Source organism: Daejeonella sp. (assembly GCF_030695525.1).
Classification (GTDB): domain Bacteria; phylum Bacteroidota; class Bacteroidia; order Sphingobacteriales; family Sphingobacteriaceae; genus Daejeonella.
Genome location: NZ_JAUYSS010000007.1, coordinates 1 through 18,424, shown reverse-complemented (window position 1 = coordinate 18,424; position 18,424 = coordinate 1). Strand labels below are relative to the sequence as shown.

Here is an 18,424-nt window from a genome sequence, read left to right as displayed (position 1 = left end):
TGCGGGCAGCATAGTCCAAGCCAAAGCATTAACTTTAATAGCATCAGGTGCAGCGGCGGCATTTTGCTACTTATCTGCTGCAGGAAAAGAAGAGAGAAAATTATGAGATTTGATTTTTAATCTTACGATTTCAATTTCCCCGGACACTAGTGATTCTCAACTCTCAATTAATCAAAACCATTTCTTCAAACAATCTTTCCAGCGTTTCTGCAGCATCTTCACAAAAACCGGGATGAACTTTAGACGTTTGCAATACGGTACTTCGGGTAGCTGTCAGCCATCTGAAACGGGAAGCAGGGTCAAGTTTGGCTATTGGGCCGGCTTCTTTTTTCCCCATACTGATCTCGCAGAATGCATTCAAGTTTTCTTTAATTTCTGCAAGGTCGGTTCCCGGAGAGAAGGCTTTCAAGCGTTCTTCATCAAGCCAGAATTTTGCCTGCAGAAATTTCTGAGCGGAACAATAAAGGATTATTCCCACATTCAGAAATTCTTCACGCTCCACCCTCGGTACAAGGCGGATGACGGCATACTCAAATAAGTATTTCTCTTGCATTCAGGGCTTCGTTTACAAAAATTTCTGATTTATTTATACGCCTTCCAAGAAAGCTGATATAGGCATTACGATGCTCTTCAGTACTCTGAAATGCAGTATCTTCAAGCCATTCATCCGGAATCAGGGAAACAATTTCTTTGATACGCTCTTCACTCAGCAAAGCTCTGAATTGCTTATCAACAGTTTCAAGCTCAGTAGAATGAGGCAATAAAACATGATCTTTAATCAAATTGAATGGTTTCACAGCCTGCTCCTCCCAGTTTTGCCAGGAGTGATGAAAATAAAGCGAAGCTCCATGATCGATCAACCATAACTCTTTATGCCAGATCAGCATATTCGTATTCCGGCAGGTTCGATCCATATTCATCAACAAGGCATCGAGCCAGACAATTTTAGAAGCCAGGGTCTCATCAATATGATTCACCGCGGGATCATAAGTTATCGATCCGGAAAGATAATGTAAACCCAGATTCAGTCCGACACTAAACTTAAGTAAGTCCTGAATCTCCTCATCCCCCTCCGTACGACCGAAAGCCTCATCCAGCGTAGCAAATACTAATTCTGGGACATTTAAACCCAAAGTCCTGGCAATTTCTCCACCAATAAGCTCAGCTATCAATGCTTTAGGTCCCTGACCTGCCCCTCGGAACTTGATCACATACAAAAACCCATCGTCCGCCTCAGCAATTGCAGGCATAGAACCCCCTTCCCTAAGCGGGGTAACATAACGGGTAACGTTTACTGACCTTAAGGCTTTTAACATCCTGCTAAATTCGGCTAATTTTTATAAGGGAACAATTATTGATTTATTTTTTCAAATTACGGGGGATACTCAAAAGTGAATGAGATAAGTCAGACAATGATGACTCAAATATTAATCCGGAAAGAAATTGCAGAAATTGAAATGAATTGTACGGCAAGTGTTTAAGTATTTAACTCATTCTTTGCCTTTAACTCTGCTTCGTAAACAAAAGTGGTTAATTCCCTTGTGTAATTATCCAGCGACTTTGCCGATTCTCTTATTAGTTCGGCCATCTCTGCTGTTTCCTCCGGCGAATTCTTTAAAATTTCGAACAGACTGGTTATTCCCAATATCTGCACAACCGGCTGTCTGAGCTCATGCGAGATCATATACATCATTTCCTGCAGACTTTTAATATTCTCCAACTGCGATTTTTGCGCATCTTTAAGCTCATTATTAGCAAGCGTAAGTTCCGCAGCACGCTTCTCCTTCTCTATATTCTGAAATTCAAGCTCTGTATTTGCGATAAGTAACTCCGATGCACGTTTCTCCTTCTCCTTATTCTGATATGCAAGTTCTTCATTGGCTATCAATAATTCAGAAGCTCGCTTCTCCTTCTCTTTATTCTGAAAGGCAAGTTCTTTGTTAGCAATTAGTAACTCAGATGCACGCTTTGCTTTCTCTTTAATTTGAACTGCCAGTTCCTTATTCGCAATCAGCAATTCAGCAGCACGTTTCTCCTTCTCATTATTCTGAAACGCAAGCTCTTTATTGGCGATTAAAAGTTCAGAAGCACGCTTTTCCTTCTCCTTATTCTCAAAAGCAAGTCTTTTATTAGCGATTAGTAATTCGGAAGCTCGCTTCTCCTTCTCCTTATTTTGAAATGCAAGTTCCTTATTTGCAATCGAGAGTTCAATGGCGCGTTTCTCCTTCTCATTATTCTGAAAAGCAAGTTCAGCAGCACGATTCTCCCGCTCAGAATTTTGGAAGGCAAGTTCATTGTTTGCTGTAATAAGCTTATTGGTAAGCTTCTCTTTTGCCTTGTATTGAGCAAGCAGCTTTTTATTGGCTAAAATTAACTCTGCAGAAGTTTTATCCATAAACAGAATGCTAATGTTCGATCTTCTATTCAGGAATATTGACCTTATATTTTAAATATATAAATAATTTAAGCAAGTGTAAAATATATTTCAGAAAGGCTATAAAAATTTCAACTTTCTGACATCCAGCTAGTTATTCATATCTTACTGTCAACTAATTCTCAAAGTCATCACTATTCAGGCATTGACAGTTATCAATTCTCAATTGTCAACCCGATAGCTATCGGGTTGTTTGTTATCTGTTATCTGTGATCAGTTGTCTGTGATGTAGTGGTTCATTGTAAAATTCGTCTCAAAATCTTATCTGTCATCTCAGCCACAGGCAGGCAAAGCTGACGCAGGAGGGACTTCTCCACTCTCAATTCTCCACTCTCCACTCTCAATTCTCCATTCTCCATTCTCAATTCTCAACTACCTAACCTGTCCATTCCCTCTTACAATCCATTTCTCCGTCACCAGTTTCTCTAAAGCAAAAGGTCCGCGGGCATGCAGCTTTTGTGTCGAGATACCAATCTCTGCTCCAAGTCCAAACACACCACCATCCGTAAAACGGGTAGAAGCATTAGTATACACAGCAGCAGCATCCACTTCATTCAGGAAACGCTCACAATATTCCATATTGCTGGAAACAATGGCTTCCGAATGTTTGGAAGAAAATTTCCGGATATGTTTCATGGCCTCGTCAAAATTTTCAACAGTTTTTATAGAGCATTTAAAATCAAGAAACTCACGCCCGAAATCTTCTTCAACAGCTTCCTTAAGGTACGGATATTCTAATCCTTTTAAAATAAGGTATGATTGAGGATCAGCAAAAATTTCAACCTGATAAGTTTCCAATTTTGACGCCAATAAATTCAGTAAAGGCTCAAGAATTTCTTTATCGGCAATAAGAGTATCCAGTGAATTGCATACCGAGGGACGTGTAACCTTGGCATTGGTTACAATATTTGCTGCACTCTCCAGATTGGCAGATGACTCCACATAGGTATGACAAACACCTGCTCCGGTTTCAATTACCGGTACCGAAGCATGCTCACGTACATATTCGATCAGTTGTTGTGATCCCCTTGGGATTAAAATATCTACATATTTGGTTGCGGTGAGCAGTTCAGGCATGAATTTCCGGTCGGCCGGAAGCAATTGTACAATGCTCACGTCCAGATCAAAACTGGCCAGAACCTCTTGTATCAGGGCTACCAGATAGGTATTGGTATAAAAAGCATCAGTACCACCCCGTAAAAGACAAACATTTCCGGATTGTATACATAATGCCGCCACATCAACGGTTACATTTGGTCTCGACTCATAAATAACACCTACAACACCCAACGGGACAGTAATTTTCTGTACTAAGAGGCCATTATCCAGAATTTTTTCGGAAAGTAAACGATTACTCGGATCAGGAAGCGCTGCAATATCTTCCACGCTTTTCGCGAGATCTTCTATCCTGGCAGCTGTAAGTAATAGCCTGTCCTTTTTAGGATCAGCATCCGGCATCCGGTCGAGATCCAGTTGGTTTTCGGTAAGGATGGTCACTATATTGGCCCTGAGCTTTGCAGCCAGCGCTCTGAGTATATCTTCCTTTTTGTCATCACTTAAGAGTTTTACCGCTATTGTTGCCTCTGAAGCTTGTTCAAGAAGAGGTTGAATTGATTCCATGATTAAAAATTACAATAAAACAATATTATCGGCATGCGCCACTTCCAGGTTCTTAACTTTAGTATCACTGCTCAGCATAGCCGAATCTATTTTTGATTTAGCCACTGCTACCACATTATTTTCTTCATCAAGAATTTCAATGATCTCGCCGTTTTCAAAATCATTCAGCACCAATTTAATTCCCACTGCGAGCAGACTATGCCGTTTTTGCAATGCCTTACAGGCACCTGAATCGATCTGAATACGCCCCCGCACCAGACTTCCGCTGGCTAACCATTTTTTACGGGCAGGCAGAGTGCTTTTCTGCGGGAGACATAATGTACCGGTCTTTCCATCCAATGCCTTGAGTATTCCATTTTCAGTTCTGATTCCAAAGATCACGACCCGTATTCCCATTTGATTGGCCAGTCTGGCAAAATTCAGCTTGGAAGTCATCCCACCCAAACCCGAGGCCGACTTCTCTTTATTCGCAAGTAAAAGAACCTTCTTATCCGAAGTATCCAGCTCAGGAATAACCAACCCTGAGCTATCGAGCACTCCAGGCACTGAAGTACTAAACAGGATCTGCGAAGCGCCAAAGCCTGCAGCAATCAGGGTTGCCAGTTCATCATTATCAGAGAATTTAAGCTCCAGATTACTGACCACATCATTCTCATTCGCAATCGGAATTATATCACTATTCCATAACTCTTCGTATGTCCGTTTGAGCTGCAAAAACTGATCGCGATTGGAAAAATGATGCCTTTCGCATAAACTTTGGGCGATGGCAATACCATGTGGCGAAAAATATTTAGCGTAGGTATTCAATAATAGCGGATTCCCAATCGATGCTGCCGCTTTCTTTTCATTCAAAGTGCCGCCATAATTCTTCAGGAATTTTTTACCGGCAGCAACAGCTCCCGATGAAACAATCACCAGATTATAGTCTTTATGGATCAATGCCACCTGACGGGCAATTTCTCCAATCACGATCTCATCCAGTTCACCTTTATTAGTGGTGATCGATGCCGTGCCGAATTTAAGTACGAGTATAGGTTTTGCCAATGTAAATGTTGTATGGAGCGAATTTAAGAAAATTGTAGATTTTAACTTGTAAGTATTGTGATATAGGATGCCGGGCGGGAAACATATCCTTGCGAGCAGGACTTGTCATGGTGAGGAGGACCTGTCATTGCGAGCGCAGCGAAGCAATCTCATCACTATTGCCACTAATCATCATAAGATTGCTTCGTCGTACCTCCTCGCAATGACATATAATAATAGATTGTCCCGGCTACTTGTCATTGCGAGCGCAGTCTCTTGTCATTGCGAGCATAGCGAAGCAATCTCCGCATTATTACTACTAATCGCCATAAGATTGCTTCTACAGCAATGACAAGCAACCATAAAATGTTGTATCACTTACCGTTCCCTAAATGGAATCTGATATTTAATACAAATGATAGAAATAGACTTTAATTTAACTTTTATTGTGATTAGTCATTGCGATCCGCCCAGGGCGTAGAAGCAATCTCCTCAATATTAATACTAAACAACATCATAGAATTGCTTCGTAGTACCTCCTCGCAATGACAATAATGGTGACTTGTCATTGCGAGCGCAGCCTTTTATCATTGCGAGTGTACCGCTTTGTCATTGCGAGTGTACCGCTTTGTCATTGCGAGCGTAGCGCTTTGTCATTGCGAGCGTAGCGAAGCAATCTCATTCAAAACCATAGAATTGATTAATAGCAATATCATAATTTATGAAAGATCATAATTACTTCGTTTACATGATAAGTAATACACATAATACCGTGATTTATACAGGAGTAACCAACAACCTTGAGAGGAGAATGTTAGAACATAAATCAAAACATAATTCCGGTTTTTCCACAAAATATAATTGTAATAAATTGGTCTATTTTGAAGAATTTCAGTGGATTGAAGAAGCAATTGCGAGGAAAAAGCAAATTAAAGGTGGATCACGTTTTAAAAAAATGAATCTCATAAATTCTATAAATCCCGGTTGGGTTGACCTGAGTATTGATTGGTTTACTGATGATGATATTTCTTCGTACAATAATTGAGGTTATAGATTATCAAGTATGCAATTAATCGATCATTTACAGTGCTTTGTGAACGAAGCATTGCGAGTGTACTGCTTTGTCATTGCAAGCGCAGCGCTTTGTCATTGCGAGCGCAGCGAAGCAATCTCCTCACTATTACTACGAATCGTCATAGATTGCTTCGTCGTGCCTCCTCGCAATGACAGTAATAGTGGCTTTTGCTCGAAATCTGTAAATAAACAGAATACTAAAAGCTTAATGATTGACAACCGTCCCTTTAAATTTCCTGCTTTAAGTGCTCAATACTTTCATATATAAATGGAGGATTTGCCCCTTTTTGGGATGCTACCCAGGCCCCTAAGAGGCAAGCAAATTCAAGAGCATCCTTCAATGGTTTATCATCTATGTAATAATGGATAAATCCGGAAAGAAATGCATCGCCTGCTCCAACTGTATCTATGGTTTTCACTTTAAATCCACTCTGATATAGTTCTTCATCTGCTGTTTTCAAATATGCCCCTTCAGACCCCCGGGTTATACACAGCATTTTGAGTGAATATTTATTAAAAACAAGATCTGCTGCCAATTCTAAATCATTAGATTCCAATCCATTCCATGCTGAAATTTGGAAAAGCTCCTCATGATTCATTTTAACCAAATCTGATTTAATGAGCAATTGTTCAATAACGGACTTTTCAATAAAAGGAGCCCGGAAATTAACATCAAAGACTTTAGTTGCTCCCCTATCTAGTAAAGACATCAGCGTTTCGAAGGATGTTTTATTACGGCAGGAAAGACTTCCATAAACCAGAATATCAAAATCGGGAAGTGATTCAGGTTTTTGAATATAGTCCCATGCCGAAGGAAAGACGATTTCATAAAGGCCGTCTTTCGTTTCAGAGAGATGCACATTCACTACTCCTGTCTGATAATTGCTCTGCTGGACATATTTAGTTGAGAGACCATTTTCATGCAGGTATTCAAGCAGCTGTTCTCCCCTTTTATCCTTTCCGCAACTGCTTAAGATGAAAACATCAGATCCCAGTTTCTTTAATCCCAAAGTCACATTCATTGGAGCTCCACCAGGCACTGCTCCATCAGGAAAAACATCCCATAACATCTCGCCATAACAAAGGATCCTGCTTTTCATTTTATTCTACTATCCGCATCTTAATCAATCTGTTAAGTTAAAATTACAAATGCATTTTTAAATATAGGCTGCAGATTAATTTTTATTCGAAGCAATTTTTGATGTATCTCCAAATAATCCTTGAGAATAGACTTTGATCATAAGAAAGTAATCTCCACAATAATAATATTACTAAATGTCACAAGATTGCTTCGTCGTACCTCATCACAATGACAGTAATAATAGTAATGTTCGCAATTGATTATAAACAAGGTGCGGCTTGTCATTGCGAGTGTTTCGCTTTGTCATTGCGAGCGCAGCGAAGCAATCTCCTCACTAGTATTGCTAATTGTCACAAGATTGCTTCGTCGTGCCTCCTCGCAATGACATTAATAAATAATACTAACCACCCCCGAAACCACCTGCTTCCCCGATCTGACTGAAATCTTATAATAATACGTCCCCTGCGGGAGTTTTGTCCCCTGATGATGCCCATCCCATGGTGTGGTGTATCCGCTGCTCCCGAAGACCATTCGCCCATAACGGTTATATACCTGGACAGTTGCCGTTTTATCAGATTCCAGTCCCCTAAGAATCCACTGATCGTTTATCCCATCCCCATTGGGTGTAAAGGAATTTGAACTAACACTGAAAATATCCGGATAGACTGTAAATTCCCTGATTACACTTATGGGATTATAATTCGAATCTCCCATCTGTATAGCTTCAATCCTGACTGTTCCCGCCTTGTTTATCTTCACCTGATTGGTATTTATTATCTCTGCAATCAGATTATCAGTACTGGTAAATCTGATCGATAATCCCGAATTCACTCTTGCATTCAAAGCAAATGCAGGATCCGACTCCGTTTTATTAGGAATCGCGTCAAATGTCAGAATCTGATCGGCCTTGTTAACCAGCATGACTCCAGGCTGATAGCTGATTGTATAATTTGCAGCTGAAGCATCACTTGCCACAATAGGATATGTTCCGGGAGAGGAGCTTAAAGAAGCCGTGGTAGTCACAACAGGTTTATTCTGCAAAACCGCATCAGTCTCCCCATTAGCAAAACCAATGTAATCCAGGGTCAGATCAGGATTTTCAGCACCATATGCCCGGCTTTGATCCTTCGCCTTTATGGTCAAAGCTTTGGGCTTCACAGTTAATAACTTAGTTGCAAAGACACTACTACTTGATGCTTTAGACGCAGTTATCAGACTTGTACCGGCACCTGTAATTTTAATCTGACCACTTGCACTTACCGTGGCTACCTTTGGATCGGAACTGCTAAAGAGAATCACAGCTCCCGCATCAGCACTAAAAACAGTGGGTGTAAAATCATCATCGCCATACGTTTTTTCGGGCAGATCCGGGAAAGTAAGGGTCAACTGTGAGGATTCTGAAACGACCAACATTTTAAAATCTGCCGAATTGGTGCAACCCAGTTCATTGCTCAGCGTATAGGTAATAATCGCAGAACCTTCTGCAATACCAGTCACCTGTCCGTTTACCGCATTCACCCTTGCAATTGCAGGAGCATTACTGCTCCATACACCCAGAGAAGTTGCTGTTGATGTTGAAAGCGTGATATTTGATCCGACTAAAACAGTGCCTGAGCCCGTGATCGGCGATATTTTGGGTGGTTCAGGGATAACCAGGGTAAAAATGGTTCCGGTACTGCTTTCTCCGGTACTGTTGTTCCGCACTATTAAGGCGCCATTGTAGACACCATCAGCAAGAGTAGCAGGCATATTTATCTCAAATGAGCCCGGAGGAAGTGCCTGATCAATCACATTCGTCAAACCAGCAGCAAGACCCTTTTGGTCCCATATAATACTATATAAATTGGGATCACCTTCGGTTTTATCGTACGAAAAAATAGTCTTAACTACCCCTTTACAAAATTCTGAACTATAGTTTTTCAGAGAAATTGAGATTTTTGGACCGGGTGCAAAAATCCAGGAGGCACCCATCCGATCATTATCCTGATTCCCACCAATTATTGCAGTTGAGCCATCGGCACTTAATGCGAGCGACTGGCCCTGATTTGCGACACCAACATTTCCAATACCGGTTAATTTAGGCCCTATTTGTGTCCATGAACTACCCGACCAGGTGAATACCCAGGCGGCCCCATTGGTATAGTTATCTGCTTTTGCACCAACCAGTACCGTATTCCCATCGGCACTCATAGCCACCGACCAACCCTGTTCAGCATTATTTGAACTAACAGTGCCTACCAGTTTATTCCCTTTCAGGATCCATTCAGCACCATTTTTGACAAAAACCCAGGCAGCACCTCTGGTTTTGTCCGCAACCGAAGCTCCCAAAATGGCATTGCTTCCATCGGCATTCAGTGCGACCGATATTCCCAGCCATTTCGTATCTATAGTGCCAACATCAAACAGTTTTTTACCCTGCCTGTCCCATTCTGTACCATTTCTAATGTATAAAAAGGCTGCACCCTGCTGGCTTTTGTCAAGGGGCGCCCCAACAATTGCCGTATTCCCATCGGCACTTAATCCTACAGAAATACCCTGTCCACCCGTAGGACTACTTTCCTCAAACAACTTCTCACCCTGCTGCGACCAAATATTACCCTTGCGGCTAAAAATCCATGCAGCACCCCGGGGGTAAGTATCATAAGGTCCACCAAGTATTACAGTATTCCCATCGGCACTCATGCCGACAGAATAACCCATATTTACAGGCAAAATGAAGTCATCATATCCTGTTCCGACCAGTTTTTCACCCTGTTGAGTCCATACATTGTCTTTTCGGGTAAAAATCCAGGCGGCACCTGTTCCTCCATTATCCAGATAGCCGCCAACAATAACGGTATTTCCATCGGCGCTGATTGCTACAGCCCTGCCCTGCTGCGCCGGACCAACATTGCCCTTGCCTACCAGTTTGGGGCCCTGCTGGGTCCATACTTTTCCGTTCCTGACATAAATCCATGCTGCACCCTGCTGGGTATTATCATTTGGAGCCCCTGCAATGGCCGTATTCCCGTCGGCACTGATTGCTACTGACCTGCCTGATTCGGCAACGCCGGCATTATCTGTTCCAAGCAGTTTTTCCCCTTGCTGGGTATTGGGAAATGGGGTCGTATTAATCGTAAAATTTTCTGAACTACTGCTTGTACCCGAATCTGAAATTACCGAAACCGGGCCATTAGCAGATTCAGGCATAACATAAGCTGTAATAGAACTGGCCGAAAGCGAAATGATCAGTGCTGGTTTTCCTCCTATGGTAATGGAATTTACTTTATCCAATGCAGAACCCTGAATAGTTACCAGGGTTCCCGCTGAACCGGATTTTGGAGAAAAGGAGCTGATGACTGGAGCCTGTGCTTTTGCATCAGTAAAATACAATAAGGCCAGAAGGAAGGCCAGACTTGTGATTTTATACCTCATTTTCCAAAAATAAACGTTTCGGTATATACGTGTCGCAGATACCTGAAGGTTTGCAAAGGGCTCAGGTTTATTTTAAATATGTGGATTTTTTACCGGAAAAACAAGGAAACATCAAGGTCTGAGCCAATTTGCCAATCAATTTGTCTGCAAAAATTCTGTTTCGTACCTTTAATTTTAATCAAAATAAAAAATTATGAAACAAATTCTTTTTTTGGGAGCACTCTTCCTTGCAGCCTGCGGAGGTTCAAGCGATAAAAAAACGACAGAACAAGCAGATTCTGCAAAAGTCCCTGAACTGGTTCTTAAATGGGAAAGCGACAGCACGCTGAAGGTTCCCGAATCGGTATTGTTTGATAAAGCCAATCAGGTTTTATACGTGAGTAATATTGATGGCACCAAGCCATGGGAAGCTGATGGAAAAGGTTCAATAGGCAAAGTAGGTTTGGATGGCAAAGTTATCGCAGCCGAATGGGTTAGCGGATTACAAGGTCCAAAAGGAATGGGTAAGTTCAATGGCAAATTATATGTCGCTGATCTTGGGAATATCGTTGTGATTGATATTGCAGCCGGCAAGATTGAGAAATCTATTCCAATTGAAGGAGCTACCGGATTAAATGATATCAGCATCGACCCGAACGGAGTGGTTTATGTCACCGAAATGCTGAGCAAAAAATTATATAAAGTTGAGAATGAGAAGGCGGAAATCGTCCTGGAAAATCTAAAAAGACCCAACGGAGTACTTGTCCATGAGAATGAAATTTATCTCTTAGATGATGGCGGTTTATATAAAATGAATGCAGATAAAACATTAACCCTGATTGTGGATGGCATGGAAGGCGGAACAGATGGTATTGAACATGTTCAGAATAATGAATTTATTGTTTCCTGCTGGGAAGGAGCCCTATGGTATATCAAAGCGGACGGTACCAAACATTTGCTGATGGACACCCGTGAGGAGAAAAGAAATACTGCCGATATCGGTTTTGATCCTGAAACGAAAACCGTTTATGTGCCGACGTTCTGGAGAAATACAGTTGTTGCTTATGAGTTACAATAATTTCCCAAAGCGAAACAATTTCTGCTAACTCATAAGCAACAAAATTGACAGTTGACAATGGACAACGATGAAAAATTGTTGTTCATTGTCATTTTTTTTACCCTCAAGAATTGAATTGGTTTAGAAAGATCCCTCTCAGCCAGATGCTGATCGGTACGAATTCCCATCTGAACCTGTAAATCACAGACAACAGACAACTAAAAAACATGATTCAGGTTTCCTGCGCAATAATCATAAATCCCTTTGATCAGGTGCTCGTTACCCAGCGCAGTGCCCTCATGCCCCTTCCTCTAAAATGGGAATTCCCCGGCGGCAAGATTGAAGAAAATGAAACAGCGGAAGCCTGTCTGATTCGAGAGATAAAGGAAGAACTGAACATTGACATTCAAATTACCGGTAGTTTGCCTCCAAATGATCATCAATACCCCGATAAACTGATTAGGCTGATTCCATTTATCTGTCAGCAGACGGGCGGAGAAACCGTTCTAAAAGAGCATGCCGATTATAAATGGCTGGATGCTAAGGATTTGTTAGATTTGGATTGGGCGGAGGCGGATGTTCCAATTGTTAAACGATATTTAAATAGATAAAATGGCATTTGAATTAGGGCTCTATGAACAACTAATTACTAAGTTAATTGCCAATAAACTCAATTCTATTGATTCAAATGCCTTTTTTGTAAAAAGTTCAAAACTAGATAAAGCCGAAGCATCACGTTATCTGAGTCAATATCTAGCAGAAACAATTCAATTCGCACTAAGTAGTTTTACAGATGACGATGATTGCTCAATGAAGCAAATTAATCTCTCCAATAAGATTATTCAGTCGCTTATAGAAGAATTACCCTCATTAAACTTTTCTGAAAATCTAATTGATAATGAGGGAAAACTTCTCCAAGCTATCTTCTCTAAGTTTGATTCTCCATTTTCAGACTTAAACGAGCGAGTAAAACATATAACACCTTATACCCGATTAAGCCAAAGTGAATTATTTACAGGCAGTAATGTTGGTATCTCATTAGAAAGTGAATTAAAAAAAGAAATACTCTCATCGGATGAAATCTGCTGGCTTGTATCATTTATCAAGTATTCCGGAATTCGCATATTCAAAGAAGTACTGGAAGAATTTACTAATTCAGGGAAAAAATTAAGAATAATTACAACGTCGTATATGGGTGCCACAGACGTTAAGGCAGTAGAATTTCTAGCATCATTAAAAAATACAGAGATAAAAGTGTCCTACAATGCGGACCATGAACGTCTACATGCAAAAGCATATCTTTTTTTAAGGAAAACTAGTTTTCATACAGGATATATTGGCTCTTCAAACCTTTCTAGATCTGCTCTAACTAATGGGCTCGAATGGAACTTGAAGGTAACTACTCAAGAAATAAGTCATATCATTGATAAGTTCAAAAAGACTTTTGAGACCTACTGGGAAGATAGGGAATTTGAATATTATAATTTAGGCAAAGATCGAGAGAAATTGCATAACGCTTTAAAACAGCAAAGTAGTTTCGATAGAAAAGGAATTACTACGTTCTTTGACCTGAATCCATTCCCATTTCAAGATGAGATTTTAAGTAAGCTTGAATCAGAAAGAATTATACATAATAGATTTAAAAACTTAGTTGTAGCTGCCACCGGGACGGGTAAAACCGTAGTCTCCGCCTTTGATTATAAAAGGTTTAAGGAAAATAACCCACGAGCCAGACTACTTTTTGTTGCTCACAGAAAAGAAATTTTAGAGCAGGCGCAAGAGACCTTTCAACACATATTAAGGGATTCTAATTTTGGTGAGTTATGGGTAGATGGGCAAGAACCTTTAAACTATGAATATCTATTTGCTTCTGTTTATACCCTCAAGAACAGAATTAAACAAATTGACATTTCTAAGGATTTCTTTGATTTTATTATAATAGATGAGGTCCATCACATTGTTGCGAATAGTTATCGACCAATTATTGAAAAGTTCAATCCAAAAATTCTATTAGGTTTAACAGCTACTCCAGAACGTATGGATGGTGAAGATATCCAATTAGATTTTTGTAATACAATTGCTGCCGAAATTCGTTTACCTGAAGCTCTGAATAGAAAACTCTTATCTCCATTTCAATATTTTGCAGTTTCAGATAGCGTTGACCTTTCTAAAATAAACTGGAATGGTGGTAAGTATGAAATCAATGAACTTACTAAACTATATACTGAAGATGATCGTCGTGTTGGTGAGATTCTAAACAATTGTGAAAAATATTTAACAGATGTAAATGATGTTCGAGCCTTAGGGTTTTGCGTAAGCCAGGAGCATGCTCGTTATATGGCGGAAAAATTTACAATTGCAGGCCTAAAGGCAGATTATTTAACAAGCGATAATTCCGCACATAGAAGTGAGGTCAGAGAGAAACTTCTGAAAAAAGAAATAAACTATCTATTTATAAGAGATATCTATAATGAGGGAGTTGATATACCAGAAATAGATACAGTTTTATTTTTACGACCTACAGAAAGCTTAACCATTTTCCTCCAACAATTAGGGCGAGGATTGAGACTTGCAAAGGACAAAGACTGTTTAACAGTTTTGGATTTTGTTGGAAATGCAAGACCTGAGTATGATTTTGAACATAAATTTCGAGCATTAGTAGGTAAAACTCATACTTCAATAGTTAAAGAGATTGAAGATGAATTTCCACACTTACCACTAGGTTGTTCAATAATATTAGAGAAAAAGGCTAAAGAAATAATTCTAAAGAATATTCGAGAAGCAATCAATTTTAGTCGCAATCAATTGATTGGTAAAATTCGAAATTTTAAGCACCTTTTTTCAGTACCATTAACTTTGAACAACTTTCTAAATGTTCACCAAATAGACATCCAACTCATTTATAAAAAAGGATCTTGGAAACGACTTTGTGCTGACGCCGGCGTTATTCCCGACTTTAAGGAACCTCATGAAATAGAGCTTACACGTTGCATCAAAAAATTACTCCAATGTAATTCTTTAAGCTACCTTCAATATATACAACAAATAATTTCTGGAAACTACCAAGATGCTCTTGTTGAAAATGAATTAATGTCTTTGATGTTTCATTATGATATTTGGCAAAACTCTAGATTAAAAACCAGTTTCAATTCATTACTTGACAGCTTTAACTCTCTTATTGATAATCCAAATTTAATTCTAGAATTGCAGGAGGTCACTGAATACTTAATAGACAAAATTGATTTTATTGAAAAAGATATAAATTTGGGCTATAGTTTCCCTCTCAAAATTCACAGTCGCTATAATCGTGATGAGATATTGGTTGCAATGCAATTACATAAATTTGAAAAAGCATTTTCAAACCGAGAAGGTGTAGCTTTAAATAAAGAGCTAAATACTGAAGCATTTTTCATTACCCTAAAAAAATCTGAGAAGGAATACTCACCTACAACATTATATGATGATTATGCATTGAGTGAAAATCTATTTCATTGGCAATCTCAAAACGCAACATCTCCAGAATCTCCAAAAGGCCAATCCTATATCAATCATTTGGAAATGGAAAAGAGGATATTACTTTTTGTTAGAGAACAGAACAAAAATGAACATGGAAATACGATATCATATGTGTTTTTAGGCTTAGCAGATTTTCAACAATCTTCTGGTGCAAAACCAATGAACATTGAATGGAAATTAAAAGAACCAATGCCTGCTTACATCTGGAAAGAAAGCGGAAAATTGGCTGTTGGATAATAAATGTGAGAATAAATTATTTCACTAATGAGTAACCATATTCTGAATTCCTTTCTCTTAAAACTCTCTAAACTAAACAGAGCTAATACCCCTTACGGAAAGGCCCCACATAAACCAATTCTACTAATTTCTATCATCGAGCTTATTGAGAAAGGACTAGTTTGGAATAACCGAGTTTATGTAAATACTGATCTCGTGGGTGCATTTCAAGAAAACTGGCGTTTATTGGTTAATACTTTACATCAGCCTGATTTTACACAACCATTCTATTACCTACAAAGTGAAAAAATCAATAAAAAACAGCTCTGGTTCCTACAACCTAAATTAGGCTGTCAGATTAATGCTCACATTAAAAGTGTCGGCAGATTAGCTGAAGTTTTGGATTTTGGTTATTTCGACTCTGAATTCTTTCAACTATTAACTGATCCTATTTCTAAAAATGTAATAAAGACATTATTGCTTGATACTTATTTTTCAGAAACTAAAAATGATTTTCTTTTGAGCAAACAAAAGGGCCTCGGGTATATTCATGACCTTCAGGATTATATACTAAATGAACCTGAAGCAAAATATCGGAATATCAAAATCGAAACTGAGGAAGATGTATTCGTTAGAGGCGGACTATTTAAAAAGCTGGTGCCTAAAGTTTACGATTCTACGTGTTGTTTTTCAGGAATGCGACTTGAATCAATCTACGGGCATAATTTTATTGATGCCTGCCACATAGTACCTTTTAGTCTAACTCATGACGATAAAATAAATAATGGGATAGCCTTATGTCCTAATCTGCATCGAGCATTTGATAGAGGTTTGGTAAGTATTGACAGCGATTACAATATTCTAATTAGCAGTCAAATAACCGAAAATGAGGAACACCCCTATGGCTTAAGCAAGCTAAAGGGATCTAAGATAAGATTACCATTTGGGAGCAAACATTACCCATCACAGCAAAACCTTGACTTTCATAGAAAAGAAATTTTTAAACCCTGATAAATCCGTATAATTTTACTCTTCCCAAACTAAAAATAACCCCAAACAAAAACCACTCTATGAAACGCCGCCAACTCCTCAAATCCCTTACCCTTCTCCCCCTCGCAGGTGGAATATCAAATCTTTCCCTACAAGCAGAACCTGCTCCGGAAGAAGATCTGTACAAGGAACTGGGGATCCGCACCTTTATTAATGCGGCGGGTACTTTAACCTATATGACCGGCAGCATTATGCAGGACAAGGTTCTGAAGGCGATCAATAGTTCGGTTGGCAAGTTTTGCATGCTGGATGAATTGCAGGATAAGGTGGGTGAGCAAATTGCAAAAATGACTCATGCTGAGGCTGCTACGGTAACCAGTGGTGCGTATTCGGCAATGACTCTGGGTTTGGCCGGTGTACTCACCGGATTGGATATGAAAAAGGTGGGGCAATTGCCAAATCTGGATGGAATGAAATCGGAAGTGATTTGTCAGAAAGCACATAAAGATGCCTATACCCAGGCTTTTTTACTGACCGGTTGTAAAATCATCACCGTAGAAACCCGGGAAGAACTGGAGCAGGCCATTAATGAAAAAACAGCCATGATGCACTTCCTGAACATCGCAGTGAATGGAGGAAATATTAAACATGAGGAATGGATTGAAGTAGGTAAAAAACACAATATCCCCACCTCAATTGATATTGCAGCAGATGTACCGCCAATAGAAAATCTATGGAAATTCAATGATATGGGCTTTGATCTGGTCTTTCTTTCGGGAGGTAAGGCAGTCCGTGCACCACAGAGCACCGGTTATTTAATGGGCAGAAAACATCTGGTTGAAGCTGCACGTTTGAGTGCCCCACCAAGAGCAGTAACGATCGGCCGCGGACATAAAGTAAACAAAGAAGAGATCCTTGGAGCCTATGTGGCAATTAAAAACATGATTGCCATGGATCATGATAAAGAATGGAAGAAATGGGAAGCAGGTATTGCATTGATTGAAAATGCAGTAAAATCTATCGATGGAATCACCACAAAAATAACGGTCAATCCGCTCGGAAATCATACTCCATCCCTCCGCATCAGCTGGGATGATACAAAGATCAAACTAACAGGCCATGAACTGCGTGAAAACCTGCGCAACGGAAACCCATCCATTGAAGCGGGCTTTTCTGGCTTACCTATATTCAAGGGCCAGGCAACACCACCCAAACCCGGAGCAAAAGGAGGCAATTCGGTTTCCATAACCGTCTGGATGATGCAGCCGGGAGAGGACAAGGTTGTGGCGAGGAGGTTGAGGGAAGAGTTCTTTAAGCAGAAAGCTAAAAGCTGAAAGCAGAAAGCTAAAAAAGATCAACCAGTCTTATCAGGGAAAAATCTGTGTCACTTCCTAACTATACCTTTTGGTACCTTCTTTGTACCATCTTCGTACCAACATCGTACCATCTTCGTACCTTGTTCGTAAAACATAGCCATAGCGGCACCAAAAAGGGCCTTTATGCGAACAATGTACGAAGAAGGTACGAACAAAACCTAATGTTTGTACCCTCCCGGGTCTGATTTCATGAACCAAATCGCTTATATGTTTTAAACTGGAAACCCTATGAAACAGATCTTTCCTCGCGCAATTTGCTAATTATCTAAACCATATAGCTATCGGGTTGCTCAATCTCCTTCCCCATCAACATATAGACAAATCATCTCATCGACAACTCTTCGCAGAATCTTTAAACCCTCTCTTTTGGACAGGGCCGCACTAGATTAAAACCAGTAGTTCCGTACGCAGGGTGAGGCCTTAAGCAATTCCTGCTGCAGCAAAAATAATGCTCATAGCAATGAGATCCTTCGTCGCCGCAAAATTTCAGTTACCCGATAGCATGGAGATTCCGGAGATGCTGACCCCGTACCGGGGATACTGACCCCCTTTAATATGACTTTGGCCTTATGATCTGAAGGCCTGACAATTTTACCTTTTTTTTCTTAGACTTTCACCCATAAGTTCTATTCTGTGTGCGGTAT

Annotated in this window: 13 protein-coding genes; 6 read left to right on the top strand and 7 right to left on the bottom strand. The window is 39.9% G+C overall.

Annotated features, from left to right (window positions below; genetic code table 11):
• Positions 1-163: 163 nt before the first annotated feature.
• The 5 genes from Q8S11_RS00535 to proB all read right to left on the bottom strand — a co-directional run bounded on the left by Q8S11_RS00535 (position 164) and on the right by proB (position 5,098).
• The gene (locus Q8S11_RS00535) at positions 164-553 is read right to left on the bottom strand and encodes a DUF3037 domain-containing protein (RefSeq protein WP_305660119.1); all 390 of its coding nucleotides are present in this window, start codon (positions 551-553) and stop codon (positions 164-166) included.
• Positions 531-1,316 (bottom strand): HipA family kinase, encoded by a 786-nt coding sequence (locus Q8S11_RS00530; protein ID WP_305660118.1) that lies wholly within the window; start codon positions 1,314-1,316, stop codon positions 531-533. The genes Q8S11_RS00535 and Q8S11_RS00530 overlap by 23 nt, the downstream gene beginning before the upstream one ends.
• A 161-nt stretch (positions 1,317-1,477) precedes the next feature.
• Complete coding sequence (locus tag Q8S11_RS00525) at positions 1,478-2,395, bottom strand: histidine kinase dimerization/phospho-acceptor domain-containing protein (protein WP_305660117.1); 918 nt, start codon at positions 2,393-2,395, stop codon at positions 1,478-1,480.
• 411 nt (positions 2,396-2,806) lie between these two features.
• Positions 2,807-4,054, bottom strand: a complete 1,248-nt coding sequence (locus Q8S11_RS00520) for a glutamate-5-semialdehyde dehydrogenase (RefSeq protein ID WP_305660116.1) — start codon at positions 4,052-4,054, stop codon at positions 2,807-2,809.
• A 9-nt stretch (positions 4,055-4,063) separates the two neighbouring features.
• Positions 4,064-5,098, bottom strand: a complete 1,035-nt coding sequence (proB, locus tag Q8S11_RS00515; RefSeq protein ID WP_305660115.1) for a glutamate 5-kinase — start codon at positions 5,096-5,098, stop codon at positions 4,064-4,066.
• A 700-nt stretch (positions 5,099-5,798) separates the two neighbouring features.
• Between proB and Q8S11_RS00510 the strand changes: the two genes are divergently transcribed.
• The gene (locus Q8S11_RS00510) at positions 5,799-6,122 is read left to right on the top strand and encodes a GIY-YIG nuclease family protein (RefSeq protein WP_305660114.1); all 324 of its coding nucleotides are present in this window, start codon (positions 5,799-5,801) and stop codon (positions 6,120-6,122) included.
• Between the two features lie 256 nt (positions 6,123-6,378).
• Here the strand turns inward: Q8S11_RS00510 and Q8S11_RS00505 are convergent, their stop codons facing one another.
• Entirely contained in the window at positions 6,379-7,251 is an 873-nt protein-coding gene (locus Q8S11_RS00505) for a carbohydrate kinase (RefSeq protein WP_305660113.1), read from the bottom strand.
• Positions 7,252-7,619: 368 nt separating this feature from the next.
• A complete protein-coding gene (locus tag Q8S11_RS00500) occupies positions 7,620-10,646 on the bottom strand; it encodes a gliding motility-associated C-terminal domain-containing protein (RefSeq protein WP_305660112.1) in 3,027 nt (1,008 codons plus the stop codon).
• 193 nt (positions 10,647-10,839) lie between these two features.
• Between Q8S11_RS00500 and Q8S11_RS00495 the strand changes: the two genes are divergently transcribed.
• From Q8S11_RS00495 to Q8S11_RS00475, 5 genes are all read left to right on the top strand, one after another.
• Positions 10,840-11,703 carry an SMP-30/gluconolactonase/LRE family protein gene (locus Q8S11_RS00495; RefSeq protein ID WP_305660111.1) on the top strand — a complete coding sequence of 288 codons (864 nt, stop codon included), beginning with the start codon at positions 10,840-10,842 and terminating at the stop codon, positions 11,701-11,703.
• Positions 11,704-11,909: 206 nt separating this feature from the next.
• Positions 11,910-12,293 carry a (deoxy)nucleoside triphosphate pyrophosphohydrolase gene (locus Q8S11_RS00490; protein ID WP_305660110.1) on the top strand — a complete coding sequence of 128 codons (384 nt, stop codon included), beginning with the start codon at positions 11,910-11,912 and terminating at the stop codon, positions 12,291-12,293.
• Position 12,294: 1 nt separating this feature from the next.
• The gene (locus Q8S11_RS00485) at positions 12,295-15,435 is read left to right on the top strand and encodes a DEAD/DEAH box helicase (RefSeq protein WP_305660109.1); all 3,141 of its coding nucleotides are present in this window, start codon (positions 12,295-12,297) and stop codon (positions 15,433-15,435) included.
• 27 nt (positions 15,436-15,462) lie between these two features.
• The gene (locus Q8S11_RS00480) at positions 15,463-16,425 is read left to right on the top strand and encodes an HNH endonuclease (RefSeq protein WP_305660108.1); all 963 of its coding nucleotides are present in this window, start codon (positions 15,463-15,465) and stop codon (positions 16,423-16,425) included.
• Positions 16,426-16,484: 59 nt separating this feature from the next.
• The gene (locus Q8S11_RS00475) at positions 16,485-17,738 is read left to right on the top strand and encodes a selenocysteine synthase (RefSeq protein WP_305660107.1); all 1,254 of its coding nucleotides are present in this window, start codon (positions 16,485-16,487) and stop codon (positions 17,736-17,738) included.
• Positions 17,739-18,424: the final 686 nt, after the last annotated feature.